Genomic DNA, 18,109 nt, shown 5'->3' with positions numbered 1-18,109 from the left:
ATTTTTCACTATTTCTCGACAGTCTGCACTCGTTGATGTTGATTTTACCAGAGATTAATTTAGTAAGGTGCGCCCAGCGCACTCTACTAAAGATATATAAGCAACGAATTAAAGCAAAGAACTAGCATTAATAAAACGACCGTTTAAATCTGCTGGGGTCACGTTCAACACTGTACCCAACAAAGCATTAGTAAAACCGAATCTAATATTAGTAGCTTCCACACGGCCGTTGCCATCGGGATCGAGACTTCGCTGCGAGATGCCGCCCTTGGCAAACAAGTTAGTTCCCCCCGTTATAGTTGCAGGATTTATCAACAGCAGTCTCGGATCGTTCAAGCTATAACTTACCTCTTCCAAGGAGATATTGCTGCTGGTAAATGCCACACTAATTCCAATCGAATCACTAGACTTATCAAAATCAACAATTACCGCGTCAGGAACTTCAATTCCAACTAATCTGCTTCCCGCTTGATCGACTCTAAAAACAAATACATCGCTCCCCCCACCACCTTGGTAAATATCCACCTCTCTGTCGCCAATTAAAGTATCATTACCGTCACCGCCCACTAACAAATCAACACCTTGTCCACCGCGCAGCAAATCATTTCCCGCACCCCCATCAAGGAAATCGCTATTTCTATCTCCTGTCAAGAAATCTTCGCCAGTTTCTCCCAAAACATCGTCATCATCTTTGCCACCGTAAATAGAATCATTGCCAACACCGCCTAACAGACTGTCTTTACCATCGTTGCCGAAAATTCGTTCTACATCTGAAGAGCCCCTGAGAGTATCATTGCCGCCCAGCATCCAAACTCCCCCAGGAAAACTAGCAAGTTGTCCTGGTACAAGTGTAATATTTTCAGAAGAATTGTCTCCTAACAAACGAGAGGTGTCTGAATTATCTGGAGTGAGTACCATAGTTGTAAACTTTGTGCGATGTGATTATGGATATTGTGCAATATTCTACAGTTGAGTAGGGTGCGCCAGAACACAGTTACTATGTCTATGGAGCGATCGAGCAATCGCTGGTGCACCCTACTAGACAGATTGATCCCTCCATCTTGGCACAAGCCTGATGGAAATACCCTAGATTAAAATAAAAGTTAAAATTTGAGCCGATGCCAATTATCTTAGTTGAAGACTTGAGCAAAGTTTATCCGGTAGCGATTAAAGAACCGGGACTTAAAGGCACAGTGCGACACTTTTTTAGTCGCACTTACCGCAATATCAAAGCAGTTGAGGGCGTTTCTTTCTGTATTGAACCGGGGGAAGTCGTGGGGTTTCTCGGCGCTAACGGTGCGGGCAAAACTACTACGCTAAAAATGCTGACTGGTTTGATTTATCCGTCTGCTGGTACCGTGAGAGTGTGCGATCGTACTCCTTCCCGGCGCGAGGCAGATTTTCTGCAAAGAATCACCTTAGTCATGGGGCAGAAACAGCAGTTAATTTGGGATTTACCTGTGCTGGACTCTCTGCGAATCAATGCCGCTGTCTACGGCATTCCCGATACAGATTATCGGCGACGAGTCGGAGAATTGACAGAGATGCTGTCACTAGAAGGCAAGTTAAATCAGGCGGTACGAAAGCTTTCTTTGGGCGAACGCATGAAAGCTGAATTGATGGCAGCACTACTGCATCAGCCGGAGGTATTATTTTTAGATGAACCGACTTTAGGTTTGGATATAAACGCACAGTTTAGCGTCAGGCAATTTCTGCGAGAATATAACGAGCGCTATCAAGCAACGGTGCTTTTGACGAGCCATTACATGGCTGACATTACTGCTTTGTGCAAGCGCGTTTTGTTGATCCATGAAGGGCAATTAGTTTATGATGGCAGTTTGGACGGATTGCTCGATAGGTTTGCACCTTATCGGGAAGTTCAGGTAAAATTAGCTAAGCCGCTGGCAAAAGATAGTGCTTTTGCTTACGGAGAGGTAGAATCTATTGAGGGACAATCTGTGCGGTTTTTGGTAAAAAGGGAGGAGCTGACGGTGAGTGTGGCGAAGATTTTGTCGGACTTGGATGTGATAGATTTGACTGTTACCGATCCGCCCATTGAAGAGGTAATCGGTCGCGTTTTCCGCACGGGAAAAGTATAATGTTTTTGGCTGGGTTTATTCTCAATAACAGGCAAGATATCTGTTCCACTAAAGTTTCAATGTTTTGTGGAACGGGCATCTTGCCCGTTGCTAATACCGAAAAATTGAACAGACAAAATATCTGTTTCACTAAAGTTTCAATGTTTTGTGGAACGGGCATCTTGCCCGTTGCTAACACCGAAAAATTGAACAGGCAAGATATCTGTTTCACTAAAGTTTCAATGTTTTGTGGAACGGGCATCTTGCCCGTTGCTAACACCGAAAAATTGAACAGACAAAATATCTGTTTCACTAAAGCTTCAATGTTTTGTGGAACGGGCATCTTGCCCGTTGCTAACACCGAAAAAATAAATCTAAAATTGATATGACAAAATCCATCAAGATTGCTAAAACTTTACTAATTACCTACTACGCTTATATGCTCGAATACCGGGCAGAATTGTTTTTGTGGGCGCTGTCGGGAGCTTTGCCGTTTATCTTGATGGGTGTCTGGATGCAGGCGGCCGAGACTGGTCAATTTGGGCTGAAGTCGATCGACTTTACCCGTTATTTTTTAGCGGCTTTCATTGTCAGGCAAACAAATGTAGTTTGGGTGATTTGGGAATTTGAAAAGGAAGTAGTGCAAGGCACGCTATCTAATAGATTGTTGCAGCCTCTCGATCCGGTATGGCATCACTTTGCCTCTCACGTTTCCGAAAGGTTTGCGAGGCTGCCGTTTGTATTGGGATTAGTGCTGCTGTTTTTTGCACTTTACCCGCAGTCTTTTTGGCTGCCGAGTTTGGGCAGGTTTTTGCTATTTTTGTTGGTTGTCGTCTTGGCTTTTTGCTTGCGGTTCCTGATACAGTATACTTTTGCGCTGTTTGCTTTTTGGATCGAGAGGGCAAGTGCGATCGAGCAATTCTGGTTTCTAATTTACCTTTTTTTATCGGGACTTATCGCGCCGCTAGAAGTGTTTCCCGCACCCGTGCGCGAAGTAGTTTTGTGGACGCCTTTTCCTTATTTGATTCATTTTCCCGCTTCAATCTTGATAGGATTGCCCGTAGATGTAGGCCGAGGTTTGTTGGTAATGTTGGGTTGGAGTGCGGTGTTTTTTGTGTGGAATCGCTGGCTTTGGCGGCAGGGCTTGAAGCAGTATTCGGGCATGGGAGCTTAAACAGTTGACAGTTGACAGTTGACAGTTGACAGTTGACGGTTGACAGTTGACAGTTGACAGTTGACGGTTGACAGTTGACAGTTGACAGTTGACTGATAACTCACCACTCCAAAATAAATCTTTTGCCTTTGCCGTCCGAACGGTTAACCTATATAAATACTTGTTTGTAAATAAAAAAGAATATGTATTGTCAAAACAACTACTACGATCTGGAACAGCTATCGGTGCATTAGTCAGAGAAGCCCAACAAGCCGAAAGCAAAGCCGATTTCATTCATAAACTAGCTATCGCCCTCAAAGAAGCCAACGAAACAGAATACTGGATATTGCTACTTCGAGAAACCGATTATCTCACTCCAAAAGAAAGCGAATCAATCTTAAACGACCTAAAAGAACTCCTAAAACTACTAACCAGCATCATCAAAACAACCAAACAAAAACTCAATGACAGTTGACAGTGGACAATTGACGATTGATACCATTTTTTTAAAGTTATGCAAGACTTATGTAAAAACTCAAAGACAGAATTATCAATGTCTGGCGGTATTTTATCTCTATCACATCTTTAAAAAAATAGTATGACAGTGGACAGTGGACAGTGGATATTTAGCGAACAATCTCCGGCGCTGTCAACTATCAACTGTCCACTATTAACTGTCAACTGTCCACTGTCAACTATTAACTGTCAACTATCAACTGTCAACTATCAACTGTCAGCACACATCATGCAAAAATGCAATCGGGAGTATTCGACAATTGCATAAACATCCATTTTTTGTATATATAAGTACAAAAGTTTACAATAAAGTCTTATATTAATAAACCCAACGACTGATAAACGGGATAAAAGAGATTCTAATGACAGCCAAAAAAAACCTCATTGTAATCGGCAATGGCATGGTAGGTCACAAGTTCCTGGAGTTAATGGTCAGCTCAGAGGCTGCCAAACACTGGAATTTAATTACTTTTTGTGAAGAACCGCGCGTTGCTTACGATCGCGTAAACCTCAGCGGATTTTTCTCTGGCAAAACAGCGGGAGATTTATCTTTAGTTGCACCTGGATTTTATCACACAAATGACATCAAGCTTCACATCGGCGACAAAGCAATAGCCATCAATCGCGAAGAAAAAATAGTCTCTTCAGCCAACGGTTTAGAAGTTCCCTACGACAAAATTGTTCTGGCCACTGGTTCCTATCCATTTGTGCCATCAATTAAAGGCAAAGATGCTACAGGAACTTTTGTTTACCGGACAATTGACGACCTGGAAGCGATGTCCGATTACGCTAAAAATTGCAAAATTGGTGTAGTAATTGGCGGCGGTTTGTTAGGTCTAGAATGTGCTAACGCGCTGCAAAATATGGGATTAAAAACTCACGTTGTTGAGTTTGCGTCGCGACTGATGCCCGTGCAAGTTGACGATATGGGCGGTGCAATTCTCCGCAGCAAAATAGAAGAGTTAGGGGTTTCGGTTCATCCCAGCAAATCTACCACAGAAATTGTCAGCGAAGATGGTAAACTTACTAAAATGCTGTTTGCTGACGGTTCGGAATTGGCAACAGATATGATTGTGTTTTCTGCTGGCATTCGCCCCCGCGACGAACTTGCCAGAAGTTGCGGTATAGAAGTAGGAGAACGCGGTGGCATTGTGATTAATGATAGCTGCCAAACCTCCGATCCTGACATTTATGCGATCGGAGAATGCGCCCTGTATCAAAATCGCATCTACGGCTTAGTTGCGCCTGGGTATACTATGGCAAGCGTAGCAGCAGATATTTTGAGCCGTGCAGCCGATGGCCGACAGGATGCCCCCGCTACAAGCACTTTTACTGGTGCGGATATGTCCACAAAACTCAAACTGTTGGGTGTGGATGTGGCGAGTTTTGGTGATGCTTTTGCCAAGTCGGGCGATGCTAAAGAAATTGTTGTCACTGACACCTTCCAAGGCATTTACAAAAAATTAGTTTTAAATCAAGACGGCAGCCGGATTTTAGGCGGAATTCTCGTGGGAGATGCTTCGGCTTACGGCACTTTGCTGCAATTCATGCAAAATGAAATTGCTCTGCCACCGCATCCCGAAGATTTGTTAATGCCACCGCGAGAAGGGGGAGTGTCGGCGGGTTTTGGAGTAGACAGTTTGCCGGATTCGGCTCAAATTTGTTCTTGCAATAATGTTACCAAAGGGCAGATTTGTGAAGCGATTCGCGATCGCAATTTAACCGATGTCCCCAGCGTCAAGAAATGCACTCAAGCTGGTACTGGCTGCGGTGGCTGCGTGCCTTTGGTGACAGATATCTTTAAGTCGGAGATGAAGAAAGCCGGGTTCGCCGTCAAAAATAACCTCTGCGAACATTTTGAATATTCCCGTCAAGAATTGTACCATTTGGTGCGCTCTCAAGAGATTAAAACCTTTGAGGAGTTGATTGAAAGACACGGCAAAGGTAAGGGTTGCGAAATTTGCAAGCCTGCTGTTGGTTCGATGCTGGCTTCTACTTGGAATGACCATATTTTAGAGAAGTCTCACATCGGTTTGCAAGATACGAACGATTACTTTTTGGCAAATATTCAGCGCGACGGTACTTATTCGGTGGTGCCGCGAGTGCCCGGTGGAGAAATTACGCCGGATAAGTTGATTGTTTTGGGGGAAGTTGCTAAGGAGTTTGGGCTTTATACTAAGATTACTGGGGCGCAGCGGATCGATTTGTTTGGAGCTCGGGTGGATCAATTGCCGCATATTTGGCGTCGGTTGATTGATGCGGGATTTGAGTCGGGACACGCTTACGGTAAGGCTCTGCGTACTGTAAAATCTTGTGTTGGTAGCACTTGGTGCCGTTTTGGGGTGCAGGATTCTACGAGTTTGGCGATCGAAGTTGAATTGCGGTATCGTGGTTTGCGATCGCCCCACAAGCTCAAATCTGCTGTCTCTGGCTGCACTCGCGAATGCGCGGAAGCTCAAAGCAAGGATTTTGGGATCATTGCGACAGAGAATGGTTGGAATTTGTATGTGTGCGGCAACGGCGGCATTAAGCCACAGCACGCGGTTTTGCTGGCGACTGATATCGATAAGGAAACGCTGATTAAGTATATCGATCGATTCTTGGTTTTCTACATCCGCACGGCAGACAGATTAGAACGCACTGCTACTTGGTTGAACAAACTTGAGGGCGGGATTGAATACTTGAAACAGGTAATAATTGAGGATTATCTGGGCATTTGTGCTGAATTAGAAGCGCAGATGGAACATTTAGTGAATACTTATCAATGTGAGTGGAAAACGACGATTGAAGACCCACAAAAGGTGCAGCGGTTCCAGCATTTTGTGAATTCCGATTTGCCTGATCCGAGTATTGTTCGTGTTGCGGAACGGGGACAAACGCGGCCGGCTAACGAACATGAAAAGGCTCTGGCTGGAGTTTCGGAATAACCCATATAATCGGGTTTCCAAGCAGAGCCTAGGAAACCCGGAGATCCCCCCTAGCCCCCCTTAATAAGGGGGGAACAAGAACACTAGATTGAAGTAAATTAATCTCGTTCCCAGGCTCTGCCTGGGAATGAATTCCGGGATGCTCTGCCTCCTTCCGCGAGGCGAGGTATCCTCAAACCGTGAGGCAGAGCCTCGAAACCTACGTTCCCAGCCGGAGACTGGGAACGAGATTGAAGTAAATTAACAGGAAAAGAAAATGGTTCAATCATTACAAGTTTCCGATACAGTAACAACTTGGGTAGATGTGTGTTCTCTTGATGCGATCGCCCCTTATACTGGAGTTTGCGCTTTAGTTGCAGGGGAACAAGTGGCGATTTTCCGAGTCGGAAACGGGGATGAAGTTTATGCGCTTAGCAATTACGATCCGTTTAGCAAGGCTTTTGTGTTGTCGCGGGGACTTGTGGGCGATCGCAACGGCACTCTCAAAGTTGCTTCTCCCATTTACAAGCAAAACTTTAGCTTGGCTACGGGCCAGTGTTTGGACGATGAAACGGTAAAAATTCCGACTTTTACGGTTCGGGTTGCTGCCGATCGCGTCCAAGTAGCTGTTAGCTAGATTTCGCTGCTTAATTCTTCGATCGCCCTCCGCCAACACCTAACATTCCTGTGGGTGCTGGCGGATTTTGCATTGGGGCCCTCCCGACTCAGTATTTTTCGTCTAAAATAGAGTCGATTGGTTCCATACTTCAGGCTCGCTCAAAAAATCTCAACTAATATCGGAGCTGATGCGAGGATTTTCAATGCAAACAAACTTCAGGGGCAGGGTATCGGTATGTTGTTAAAAAAACTTGTTTCCGAAAATAATCCCCAGACTGTAGCAGAGTTAATCCATGCCCAACTCAAAATCGGTCAACTGACTTGGGGCGAACTCAACATACAAGTTTTCGGCCAGCACTGGCGGGACGAATCTTTGCACGAAGTGCTCAGAGAAATTGCAGCTAGGCTCGACAAAGAAACAGCGAGCCAAATTATAGAATATCTCACGGATCAAAACGGTCAACAAGAAAAATTTATTAATTTGTTTTTAGCAGCGCAATGCCTGTTAAAAGTTAAAAATGATGTTAATAAAAAAACCGCCAAAAAACTGTTAAACGCTTTAAAAAAGTTATCGCAATACGGTACGGGTTTCCTGATTCTTTATCAAAGCGCTCAAGAATTGCAGGAAACTTATCAAATTCGCAATCGATCGATCGCGGCGATCGCCCAAACTTGGAAAAACGACCCGCAAACCCTCCCCTGGCTGAAAATACTCGCTCACTCCACCGACTGTGGCGAAGTCCGAGCCACAGCAGTCGAAGCAATAGCGCGTGGTTGGCCAGATCAGCCAGAAATTTACCTGATGCTCAAAAACCTCGCCAAATCCGATCAAAGCTGGGCAGTGCGATCAACCTGTGTGCGAGAAATGGCTTCTGGTTGGCCAGACAGCAGCGATACCTTGCTGCTGCTGAGTTTCCTGGCTGAGTTTGATCAAAGTCCCGCAGTCCGCACCGCAGCACTCGAACAGTTGGCCTCTAATTGGCCCGATCGCACAGATACCTTGCTGCTCCTGAGAAACGCCGCCGAATCCGACGAAAATTTGGGAGTGCGAGTCTGTGCGTGGCAAGAAATAGCCAGAGGTTGGCACAGCGTTTTAGGCACGGCCTCCCTGCTCAAAAACCTTGCCCAGACAGGAAGTTCCATCTTGCGAACAGTAGCGGTGCGGGAGTTGGCAGCGGGCTGGCCTGCCGCAGGCGACGTTTGCCTGCTGCTGAAAACCCTAGCCGAATCCGACAGCAGCAAAGAAGTGCGGACAGCAGCCTTAGAAGAATTGGCCTCGCACTGGCCCGGCAAGCCCGACATTTACCCGCTCCTGAAAACTAAAGCCGAGTCCGACGCGAGTTCCAGCGTCCGGCGCGCAGCAGTGCAAGCAATTGCCTCTGGCTGGCCCGGGAACCGCGAAACTCTGACTTTTTTGAAAAATATAGCATTGGGCGATCGCGACGCCGACCTGCGCGAAATAGCCCTAAAACAGATAGCCACAGGTTGGCCCGACCACCCAGAAACCCTGCCCCTGCTGCAAAAAATAGCTGATTCCGAGGATTACTGGACTGTGCGGCAAGTAGTAGTGGAAGCTGTCGCCACACTGGCGTCAGGCAGTCTCGAAGTCTTTGGCTGGTTGCAAAATCTCGCCGAGTCAGACAGACACCTGAACGTCCGAGAAACTGCGGTGGAAGAGATCGCAAAACGCTGGTCTCACCGGGCCGAGACGCTGCCTTTCCTCAAAAGCCGGGTAGACTGTGAGCATGATTCTCACCTGCTGAGCGTGCTGGTACGGGCGATCGTGCGGGGGTGGCCCGACGACCCGGAAACCTTGTCTTGGCTGAAAATTCAGCTCGATTCTGGGGAAGCGGTGGTGCGGCAAGCGGCGGTGCTTGAACTCGCTTACAACTGGCCAGACAATCCTGAAACTTGGATGCTGCTGGAGGCTAAAGCAGAGGGCGATGAGAGTCCGGCTGTCAGGCAAATCGCTTTGCAAAAGTTAGTGCGCGGGTGGACAAATCAGTCTCAAACTTTCGAGTGGCTGAAAATTAGAGCTCAAAAAGATGAAGATTCGCAGGTGCGGGCGATCGCCCTGGTAGAGTTAATGCGGGGATGGAAAGACGAGCCGGAAATGTTTGAGTTTTTGCGCGATCGGGCTTTGAGCGATGTTGACAATCAAAACGGTTCTTTTCCTTACAATCCCAGGTTTACAGCACTCGAAGCGATTATCGAACATTATCCCGAAAATCCGGGAGTTGTGCCTTTGTTGCGATCGCTGGCAGTTTCCGACGCCGACGAGCAAATCCGGGCCTTAGCGGGCCGTCGGCTACGCAGCCAAGATTGGTAAACAGAAACAATCCTTTAGACACCTCGGAAAATTAATCATGCCTGCTCTTCCACCCTTGCTCAAGAGTTAGCGTGCGATGCTGGCTTTTTAGTCCCAGAAGATGTTCATCCATTCCCCACACTTCTATTGTTGCCAATGGATGCTGAGATTGAATTTGTTGCACTCGTTTGCGGAGTTTTTTTTCCAAGAAGCTTGGACATCTGGGTTAGATAGTTCGTGTTCTGGTCGTGGTACTCGTAACCTTAACTCTAACAAACGTAGATAGTCCCAACATCTTTGGACACTGACAGGACGGTGAGCGTAAATTACTTATCCAGTCAGCCACTTTACGACTATTCCATAATCCTCCATCAGCGGAAGGAGTTTGTAAATTTTGCTTCATTTGTGCTTGTTCCGCTTGAGGAAGTAAAGGTTGACACCCGCGATGTTGATGACGTTTGTCTTTCAATCCCTCAGCACCTAATTCGTTGTAACGACGAACTTTCGCGATATATCGAGTTACGACATTAGCCCGTGACCGAAGCAACATCTTCTATAACTCGTCCGCTTGCCAAAAGTTAAATTATTTGGTAGCGCGTCCGTTCAATTGGAGCCGATGCTTGACGATAAAGTTTAGACAACTCTTCTTTCGGGAGTTTGAGGAGGCTCCAACTTTAGACGTTTAGGCATAACTTGTCTTCCTTGCACTCTTAACATTCTTTCAGTATATCATTCCGGCGCAGCCGGAAGAGATATTAACAGTTAACACTGGGACTAACTCAAACGAGTGACACTCAAATGAGTGACACTCGAAAAAGTGACTGTGCATTAACAAATCCCACCAGTTATACCTGAAATATCAAAGAACAAAACTTAAATCTTGAGAGCAACCACATTATGTACACCGAAGAAAGAAGCTTGAACAATGAAACTATGGCGCTCGTCGCCGATACTACTGCTCAATCAACTCTGGCATTTGCTGAAACCACTGGAGTAAACAAACCCACTTTACAAACTGGTTCAACAGGTCAAGCTGTCAAGGAACTACAACAGCTTCTATATCATTGGGCATATTATTTCGGGCCGATTGACGGTATTTTCGGCGTCCAAGTTCAAAACGCCGTCAAAGGCTATCAACACCGCGTCTTTTTAAAAGAAGATGGGATTGTCGGCCCTATCACTTGGGAAGCACTATACTCTGGTGCACCTGTGAATATGCCGGTAGTCATGAAGGGCAGTTCTGGTAATGCTGTTAAAATTGTTCAGAATGTCTTGAAAATAAATGGATACTATTTCGGCTCCATTGACGGATTCTTCGGGGCGATGACAGATGTAGCAGTGCGACAATTGCAACTCAGCAAGGCTTTACCGCAAGATGGAATTGTCGGCTACAGAACTTGGCACGCCCTCAGCAAGTTACCGAACTAATTACGGGTTGGATTCATATAAATTCCGGTTGCACGAGCGAAATAATTGTTGAGTGTTGGCTGTTGAATCGGGGTTGAAAAACTCAATGGTTGAGTGTTAACTGTTGACTCGATTTGATTATTTCGATGCAACCGGAAACTATATGATGACGTTGGCTGTTGGTATTTTGATGCTGTATGAGTTTGGTTCATTTCAATTGAGAATTTAAGCAATATCTAAAGGAGTAAATGTAATGGGTACTAAATTCAAGAGAAGAATTCTCTCAATTGATGGTGGTGGTATTCGGGGTATTATTCCTGCGATCATTCTCAACTACATTGAAGAACGCACAGGAAAACGCATAGCAACAATGTTTGATTTTATTGCAGGCACTTCAACAGGAGGAATTTTAGCACTGGGTTTAACGAGAAAGAACTCAGACTCTAGCATCAATCGTGAACCCGAGTATACCGCTGCCGAACTTGTAAATTTCTATAGCAAATATGGACAAAAGATTTTTAATGAGTATGTTCCACTGGATTTTGATGATTTGCTACAACCCAAGCACAACCCAAAAGGTAGGCAACAAGTTTTAAAGGATCTTTTAGGTGAAGCTAAGGTTGAAGAGGCATTACGAGAAATTTTCATTCCGAGCTATGATATCGAACTCAGAGCACCAATTTTTTTTACAAGCAATCGGGACGCAGAGGAAATCAAGAGTTTTGATAGCCGGAAAGTATGTACGGGATTCAAAATGTGGGAAGCAGCAATGGCAACTTCTGCTGCACCCACATTCTTTCCACCCTACCAACTCGAAACGGGACATCATACCGATGAGGGATATTACGCTTTGGTAGACGGCGGAATTTTTGCAAATAATCCTTCTTCAGTTGCAATGATGGAGGCGATGATTTCTTACAAGAAAAAGACTGGTGAAGAACTACAACGTACTGAAACCCTTGTTGTTTCTTTGGGTACTGGCTCACTCACTAAGAAATATAAGTATAGAGACGTGAAAAATTGGGGACAAATAAAATGGGCACTTCCCTTACTTAACGTTGTTCTAGATGGCCAAAGTGAATCGGTTGCGTATGAACTCGCTCAGCTAATGGTGACTAAAGGAGATCAAGAAAATAACCGAAACTACTATCGTTTTCAACTTCAATTGAGTAGCGATAATGGTCACGATCAAATCGACAACGCAAGTCCCAGTAATATTGAGTACCTACAGAAGCGAGGTGAAAAACTGATTGAACATAGTAAGAAAGATTTGGATGAGTTGTGTAACCTTTTGAAGGAGGACACTGAACTATATTCTAATTAACCGCAACGTTAGATCGAGATCTGGTTGGAAGATTTTTAATGGGGGTAAGACTTTGTGTGTATTCATTCCCAGAAAAGGGCATCCCAAACCGCACCGCTTCCCCCATTACCGAACAGCGAGCGATCGCACTCCGAAGCCGTTTTCTCCCACCTGAGCAACTGTTCCCGAAAAGCCGGGTCTTGCTTCGCCCGCTGCACGAGGCTTGCAGTTTCCGACGCACAAGAGCAAGTGCCGGCTTTAGCGGGCCGCCGGCTTCAAGTGTTAACAATTAACTGTTAATAATCGATTAAAAGGGCGATCGCACCCCGCACCGATTCCCCCATTATCGAGCCGCGAACGCTCGCGGGCGCCGTTTTCTCCCACAAAATCAACTGTTCCCGAAAAGCCGGGTCTTGCTTCGCCCGCTGCACGATCGCCTGACTGATGACTTTCTTTTGTATCTGCTCTGTTGGGATACCTTGCTGCTTCAAATAATCCAACAGCCGCTGCACACTTTCGGCGAATTTATCTGGCGTCTGAGACATCAAAATAAACGAAATTTGGCGCACCATTCGCTGGTAGATTTCCTGTCTTCTCAGCAATACTTCCTTGTGGCTCGCCTCCGCCGACTCCGCATTGTTACTAGGAACAGCCAAGTCGAGCAAACTCAAAATTTCAGTGTCCTTGGCTAAAACCTTTTCCAACATATCTGGATAAAGCTCCAAAATGCGATCGCCCAAAATCTTGCCATTCACCAAACGGTTCGCGCTCAGCCGCAGTAAATGTTGTTCTCCTGCCGACTCAAAAAATTGAACGTTGAATTTGAGTTCGTGGCTTTCCAACTCCACCCGACGCAGCGTAAAAACCAAAGCCTCCCAATTAGGAGATTCATCAAAACACACCTTCACAATAGAACTGTCCTCTTGATGCTGCCGCCCCAATTCCCCCGACTCAAAATCACGATCGACCGGCAAGCGATTTGCCGCAACTTTCGCAGTATAATCAAACTGAGTAAAAACATAGCGACAGTCAACTCTCGACAGATCGACATCTTGAACTTGCCAATTTTGAATGCAGCAACCCGTAAGCTGCGTCCCCTCCAAATTCGTCCGAATCAAACGGCACTCAATCAAACAAGCTTCTCTTAAATCCGCCTCACCCAACATCGCATCCATCAAATAAGCGCCGCTCAAATCAGCTTTCCGCAAATCAGCACTTCGCAAATTAGCTTCGCTCAAATCCGCCCGCAGCAAATACACTCCTTGCAGGTTAGCTCGCAGCAAAAGCGCCTTCTTAAAACTCGCTTTCAATAAATAAGAACCCGCCAGATTAGCTCGACTCAAATCAGCATTATCCAGCACCGCTTCAGTCAAATCCGCCCCCGCCAGCACAGCTCGGTGCAAGTCAGCGCCCGTCAGATTTGCCGATCGCATTTGAGCGCCATTCAAGTCAGATTCAATCAAATTTACACCGATTAAAATTGCCGATCGCAAATTCGCTTCCACCAAATGCGCTTCCCGCAAATTAGCACCCGTTAAATTAGCACCAACAAGACTGGCGCGGTTGAGATTCGCCTCCATCAATTCCGCCGCCATCAACTTCGCGCCGTCGAGTTTAGCCCCAGCAAAATTAATCTGGTCAGATTTAACTCCTTGAAGATTAGCACCGCCCAAATCCGCTTCCGGGAAGGCGGCCCAATTAAGCTCTGCGGCTTCCAAACAAGCAAGGCGCAAATCCGCTTTAGCAAGATTTGCCCCGCTCAAATTTGCCCCGCTCAGATTCGCCCCAGCCAGCCCCGCACTGCGGAGATCCGCGCGGCGCAAACAAGCCCCTATCAACTGGGCATTGCTCAAAAAAGACCAGCTCAAATTAGCACCGGTCAAGTTAGCACCAGTGAGGTCTATATCTCGCAGGTTAACACCGCTTAAACTAGCGCCGCTGAGGTCAATGTGACCAAAGTTGCGCTCTCCCTGTTGATAGCGCTGTAAAAATTCTTGTGTTTGCATTCCGCAGATTGGGGGGCTGGCAATTTAGCTGTTTTAGGACGCGCTGGTCAATAACTTTAACTGTAAACTACGCACAGAACACGAGCGGGCTAGGCACGGGGACACTACTCCTACTACTTACTGCAATAACTCATGTCCTCCGGGTGATCCGTGGGTACTTTACCCCTATAGATAGCAGCTCAAAGGATTGGTTGCGTAAGTTCTATTTCTAGTACCAGTTTTACAGACTTTTGTAACTTCAAGTAGCAGAGTTAACATCTTATACGTTGGGAGCATCTCATATTTGTTAAAACACTTCTTCTGGCTCTTTCCTTCTTCCTGCTTCCTGTCTCCTGCCTCAAAACTCCAATTTTGGGCTTGGTTGCGTTCATTGAGATGCTCCCTATACCCTGCCCTGCCGGAGAGTGTTTTTACCAGAAAGAATTGGTTTAAAGCCGGAACCCTTGCAGGGAGAAATTAAAAGAAGACTATTCATTACTCCAATCCTCTTCCTTCCAGGTAGAGGTCGCCCTCTTGCGGTCAACTGTCAACTGTCAACTGTCAACTGAACTAAAGCGCTGCCATTCTTGCTGCAAGTGTTTTCCCCATTTAGTCGCTAGAGGAATTTCTGTAAAAGGAACCTGCACCGCAGCAGCATCTTTCAACAAAAATTCGAGGGCGATTGGACTTCCCGAATTCGGCGGTGACTCTAAATCAACTGCCTGAGAGTTGACTAACAACCGCAGCGACTCCACGTCTTTTAAAGAAAAAGTTTGCAAATTCACAGGCCCGCTGCGAGTAGGTTTTCCCCAAGTTAAACTGTCTTCTTGCTGACCGAGTACAGCATAAATATCGTACTTGGCTTTAGCGAATTGTTCGGCCCAGACGCGATACGCTTCCAGCTTTTGATACTCGTTCCATCCAGCCCAAGCCAGCCCGATAAACATTGCCAGCAGCGGCAGCCACATTAAACCTCTTTCCATGCAATACCCTTGTTGAAAATAGTCCAGGTTCTGTTTCTCATCTTCTCTAATGATACAATTAATTGAACTCGTAAAACTTGCTCTGCAATTCTAACTAGAAATTAGAGCAATTTTTGATCGAGCAACAGCCACCGCCGAAAACTACCAAACGCCCGCGTGGGAGATATCCACAAGTCGTAGCAAGGAAAACTGGCGATCTCGATGAAAATTCGGTTATTGTGGTGAACAAGCCTTCCCTCAACGGACGATCGGCCATGAAAAAGTTTTTCCTTCTGTGCTTATTTTTAATCGGGCTCGGCTGGGCGATTTCTAATTTCCCAGGACTTGCTACTCAAGGCACTTACGACTCGATTGTGCTGGATTTCCGCGAAGATTTGGGTGCTGCTGAGATTGCGAAAGAAGTAAATGCGATCGCCCAACAGTACCAAATCGCACCGCAACTCAACAGCGAATTCTCAGCGGGCGACAATGTATATGTAGTTAAGGGCGATCGCACTTTGCTAAACGCCCTGAGAAAATCAAATTTGGCTAAAGATACCGAATACATTGAACCCAACTACGTCTACAGGGCTTTCGAGATTCCCAACGACCCCATGTATACCAAGCAGTGGAATCTCCGCAGTATCAACGTAGAATCTGCCTGGAACGAAACCAAAGGCAGCGGCACAACAGTAGCGATAATTGATACGGGCATTACTCCAGTCGCTGACTTAAAAGAAACCAAATTTGTACCGGGCTACGACTTTGTAAACGATCGCGCCGAAGCCTACGACGACAACGGTCACGGTACTCACGTCGCTGGTACTGTCGCCCAATCAACTAACAACAATTACGGCGTTGCGGGCATCGCCTACGAAGCAGCTTTAATGCCGCTAAAAGTATTAAGCGGCAGCGGCGGCGGCACGGTTTCCGACATTGCCGAAGCAATTAAATTTGCTGCTGACAACGGCGCAGATGTCATCAACATGAGTTTAGGTGGCGGTGGCGAAAGTCAGTTAATGGAAGAGGCGATCGACTACGCCCACTCTAAAGGCGTTGTCATCATCGCAGCAGCCGGCAACTCCGGCGACAGTTCCGCTTCCTATCCCGCCCGCTATCCCCACGTCATCGGCGTTTCCGCCCTCGGCCCCGACGACGAAAAAGCCTCTTACTCCAATTTCGGCGCAGGGGTTGACATTGCAGCCCCCGGCGGTTCAGAAATGGGCAAGATCCTGCAAAGTACGATCGACCCGGAAACCGGCGCCGAAGTCTTTGAAGGCTACCAAGGCACTAGCATGGCTTCTCCCCACGTTGCAGCCGTTGCAGCCCTTGTCAAGGCCTCCGGCATCACAGAACCAGACGCAATTCGCAGCGTACTCTTGCAGTCCTCGCGAACTGTCACTGAAGATCCGTTAAACCATTTTGGTTCGGGACACCTAGACGCAGCCGCAGCAGTTCAGCTAGCCCAGCGCGGACAAATTAACTTCCGCGATTTCTTCCGCTGGCTGCGCGACAACGGCTATCTCAGTCCCCGTTTCTGGATTGACGGCGGTGCAGTCGCCCTGTTGCCTAAAATTGCAATGGTGCTCGGTTCTTACCTGCTGGCTTTCTTTATGCGGAATTATTTCCCCTTCGCCTGGACTTGGGGCTTTTCCGGCGGCTTGATTGCTGGCAGTTCTGGGTTCTTCGGGCTGCGGAACTTGTTTGTATTTGACTTGCCGCAGTGGCCGATGCGGGTGATGGGCAGTTCTATTCCCGAACTCGGCGGCGCAATTAATGGCAGCAGTATGCTGAATCCCTTGTTTGCTAGCGTTTTGATTCCTGGGATTTTGATTGCTTTGCTGTTGGGACATCGAGAGTGGAAGTGGATCGCGATCGCCATTTCGATCGGCTTTGCCAGCAGTTTAGCGGTGAATGCTTTTGTGTCTCCCGCAGTCTGGGGATTGGGCACAGGTTTGGTATCACAAACATTTTTGATTGTCAATGCTTTTCTGTGTTTCGGACTGGCGCGTTTAGCAATTAAAACAGAGGTGCGATCGGCATGAGTATTACTGTTAAAGGCAAAATTGAACGCAAAGGATTAGGCCCGGGTACCTGGGCTTTGATTGGCGAAGATGGAGAAACTTACGAACTTAAGAATGCTCCTTCTGAGTTGAAAAAAGAGGGTTTGAAAGTCAGTGTCAAAGGTACAGTCCGCAAGGATGTGATGACTTTTGCGATGATCGGCCCGGTGCTTGAGGTGCAGTCTTTTGAGGTGTTGTAGGTCGATCGACTAATCCAGCTTTCGAGCAAAAAAAACCCCGGCCAAAATTGGCTGGGGTTTATTAATCAGGGTGCATCTACTAATCTAATGTCCGGCCTCACAGCACCTCTTTCAGGACACTTTGGCAGAATTTCCTATAATTTGTGGTTTGGGGTGCGATCGCTCAAAAAAAAACCCCAAACCAAAATTGGTCGGGAGTTAATTAATCAGGGTGCATCTACTAATTTAATCTCCCGCCTCACACCACCTCTTTCAGGACACTTTGGCAGAATTTCCGATAATTTGTGGTTTGGGGTGCGATCGCCAAAAAAAACCCGGCCAAAATTGGTCGGGAGTTAATTAATCAGGGTGCATCTACTAATTTAGTCTCCGGTTCGAGGTGTACCTGTTCCGGACACTTTGGTTGATTTTGCGAAAATTTGTGGTGAGGGCGTGCGATCGGCAAAAAAAACCCGGCCAAAATTGGTCGGGAGTTAATTAATCAGGGTGCATCTACTAATTTAGTCTCCGGTTCGAGGTGTACCTGTTCCGGACACTTTGGTTGATTTTGCGAAAATTTGTGGTGAGGGCGTACGATCGGCAAAAAAAAACCCCAAACCAGAATTGGCGG

The 18,109-nt window shown here is 46.6% G+C and carries 16 protein-coding genes; 11 read left to right on the top strand and 5 right to left on the bottom strand.

What is annotated here, in order from left to right; translation table 11 throughout:
* Positions 1-108: 108 nt before the first annotated feature.
* Entirely contained in the window at positions 109-918 is an 810-nt protein-coding gene (locus tag QUA58_RS09740; RefSeq protein WP_333250783.1) for a calcium-binding protein, read from the bottom strand.
* Positions 919-1,118: 200 nt separating this feature from the next.
* Here QUA58_RS09740 and QUA58_RS09735 point away from each other — a divergent pair, with 200 nt between their 5' ends.
* The 6 genes from QUA58_RS09735 (at position 1,119) to QUA58_RS09710 (ending at position 9,600) form a co-directional block, all read left to right on the top strand.
* Complete coding sequence (locus tag QUA58_RS09735) at positions 1,119-2,099, top strand: ATP-binding cassette domain-containing protein (RefSeq protein ID WP_333250781.1); 981 nt, start codon at positions 1,119-1,121, stop codon at positions 2,097-2,099.
* A gap of 364 nt (positions 2,100-2,463) precedes the next feature.
* On the top strand, positions 2,464-3,252 hold the full coding sequence (locus QUA58_RS09730) for an ABC-2 family transporter protein (RefSeq protein ID WP_333393839.1): 789 nt from the start codon (positions 2,464-2,466) through the stop codon (positions 3,250-3,252).
* A gap of 88 nt (positions 3,253-3,340) precedes the next feature.
* Complete coding sequence (locus QUA58_RS09725; protein ID WP_333393838.1) at positions 3,341-3,706, top strand: four helix bundle protein; 366 nt, start codon at positions 3,341-3,343, stop codon at positions 3,704-3,706.
* Between the two features lie 403 nt (positions 3,707-4,109).
* Complete coding sequence (gene nirB / locus QUA58_RS09720; RefSeq protein ID WP_333393837.1) at positions 4,110-6,674, top strand: nitrite reductase large subunit NirB; 2,565 nt, start codon at positions 4,110-4,112, stop codon at positions 6,672-6,674.
* Between the two features lie 256 nt (positions 6,675-6,930).
* Positions 6,931-7,290 (top strand): nitrite reductase small subunit NirD, encoded by a 360-nt coding sequence (gene nirD, locus QUA58_RS09715; protein ID WP_333250774.1) that lies wholly within the window; start codon positions 6,931-6,933, stop codon positions 7,288-7,290.
* A gap of 216 nt (positions 7,291-7,506) precedes the next feature.
* Positions 7,507-9,600 carry a HEAT repeat domain-containing protein gene (locus QUA58_RS09710; RefSeq protein WP_333393835.1) on the top strand — a complete coding sequence of 698 codons (2,094 nt, stop codon included), beginning with the start codon at positions 7,507-7,509 and terminating at the stop codon, positions 9,598-9,600.
* Between the two features lie 123 nt (positions 9,601-9,723).
* Here the strand turns inward: QUA58_RS09710 and QUA58_RS31500 are convergent, their stop codons facing one another.
* Positions 9,724-9,906 (bottom strand): winged helix-turn-helix domain-containing protein, encoded by a 183-nt coding sequence (locus tag QUA58_RS31500; protein ID WP_445243657.1) that lies wholly within the window; start codon positions 9,904-9,906, stop codon positions 9,724-9,726.
* A 570-nt stretch (positions 9,907-10,476) separates the two neighbouring features.
* Here QUA58_RS31500 and QUA58_RS09705 point away from each other — a divergent pair.
* Both QUA58_RS09705 and QUA58_RS09700 read left to right on the top strand, forming a co-directional pair.
* Entirely contained in the window at positions 10,477-11,007 is a 531-nt protein-coding gene (locus tag QUA58_RS09705) for a peptidoglycan-binding protein (RefSeq protein ID WP_333250770.1), read from the top strand.
* Between the two features lie 232 nt (positions 11,008-11,239).
* Entirely contained in the window at positions 11,240-12,310 is a 1,071-nt protein-coding gene (locus QUA58_RS09700) for a patatin-like phospholipase family protein (RefSeq protein ID WP_333250768.1), read from the top strand.
* A 62-nt stretch (positions 12,311-12,372) separates the two neighbouring features.
* Here QUA58_RS09700 and QUA58_RS09695 read toward each other — a convergent pair whose 3' ends face one another.
* From QUA58_RS09695 to QUA58_RS09685, 3 genes are all read right to left on the bottom strand, one after another.
* Positions 12,373-12,507 (bottom strand): hypothetical protein, encoded by a 135-nt coding sequence (locus tag QUA58_RS09695; protein ID WP_333250766.1) that lies wholly within the window; start codon positions 12,505-12,507, stop codon positions 12,373-12,375.
* 78 nt (positions 12,508-12,585) lie between these two features.
* Positions 12,586-14,295 carry a pentapeptide repeat-containing protein gene (locus tag QUA58_RS09690; RefSeq protein WP_333250764.1) on the bottom strand — a complete coding sequence of 570 codons (1,710 nt, stop codon included), beginning with the start codon at positions 14,293-14,295 and terminating at the stop codon, positions 12,586-12,588.
* A gap of 533 nt (positions 14,296-14,828) precedes the next feature.
* Complete coding sequence (locus QUA58_RS09685) at positions 14,829-15,257, bottom strand: hypothetical protein (protein ID WP_333250762.1); 429 nt, start codon at positions 15,255-15,257, stop codon at positions 14,829-14,831.
* A 254-nt stretch (positions 15,258-15,511) separates the two neighbouring features.
* Here QUA58_RS09685 and QUA58_RS09680 point away from each other — a divergent pair, with 254 nt between their 5' ends.
* The 3 genes from QUA58_RS09680 to QUA58_RS09670 all read left to right on the top strand — a co-directional run bounded on the left by QUA58_RS09680 (position 15,512) and on the right by QUA58_RS09670 (position 17,838).
* A complete protein-coding gene (locus QUA58_RS09680) occupies positions 15,512-17,281 on the top strand; it encodes a S8 family peptidase (RefSeq protein WP_333393869.1) in 1,770 nt (589 codons plus the stop codon).
* Positions 17,278-17,499, top strand: a complete 222-nt coding sequence (locus QUA58_RS09675) for a hypothetical protein (protein ID WP_333393833.1) — start codon at positions 17,278-17,280, stop codon at positions 17,497-17,499. The genes QUA58_RS09680 and QUA58_RS09675 overlap by 4 nt, the downstream gene beginning before the upstream one ends.
* An 87-nt stretch (positions 17,500-17,586) precedes the next feature.
* Positions 17,587-17,838 carry a hypothetical protein gene (locus QUA58_RS09670; RefSeq protein WP_333250759.1) on the top strand — a complete coding sequence of 84 codons (252 nt, stop codon included), beginning with the start codon at positions 17,587-17,589 and terminating at the stop codon, positions 17,836-17,838.
* Positions 17,839-18,109 lie beyond the last annotated feature (271 nt).

Origin of the sequence: Microcoleus sp. N9_A1, from assembly GCF_036701795.1 — a bacterium.
Taxonomy (GTDB): Bacteria; Cyanobacteriota; Cyanobacteriia; order Cyanobacteriales; family Microcoleaceae; genus Microcoleus.
This window is presented reverse-complemented; position numbering and strand designations above follow the sequence as displayed.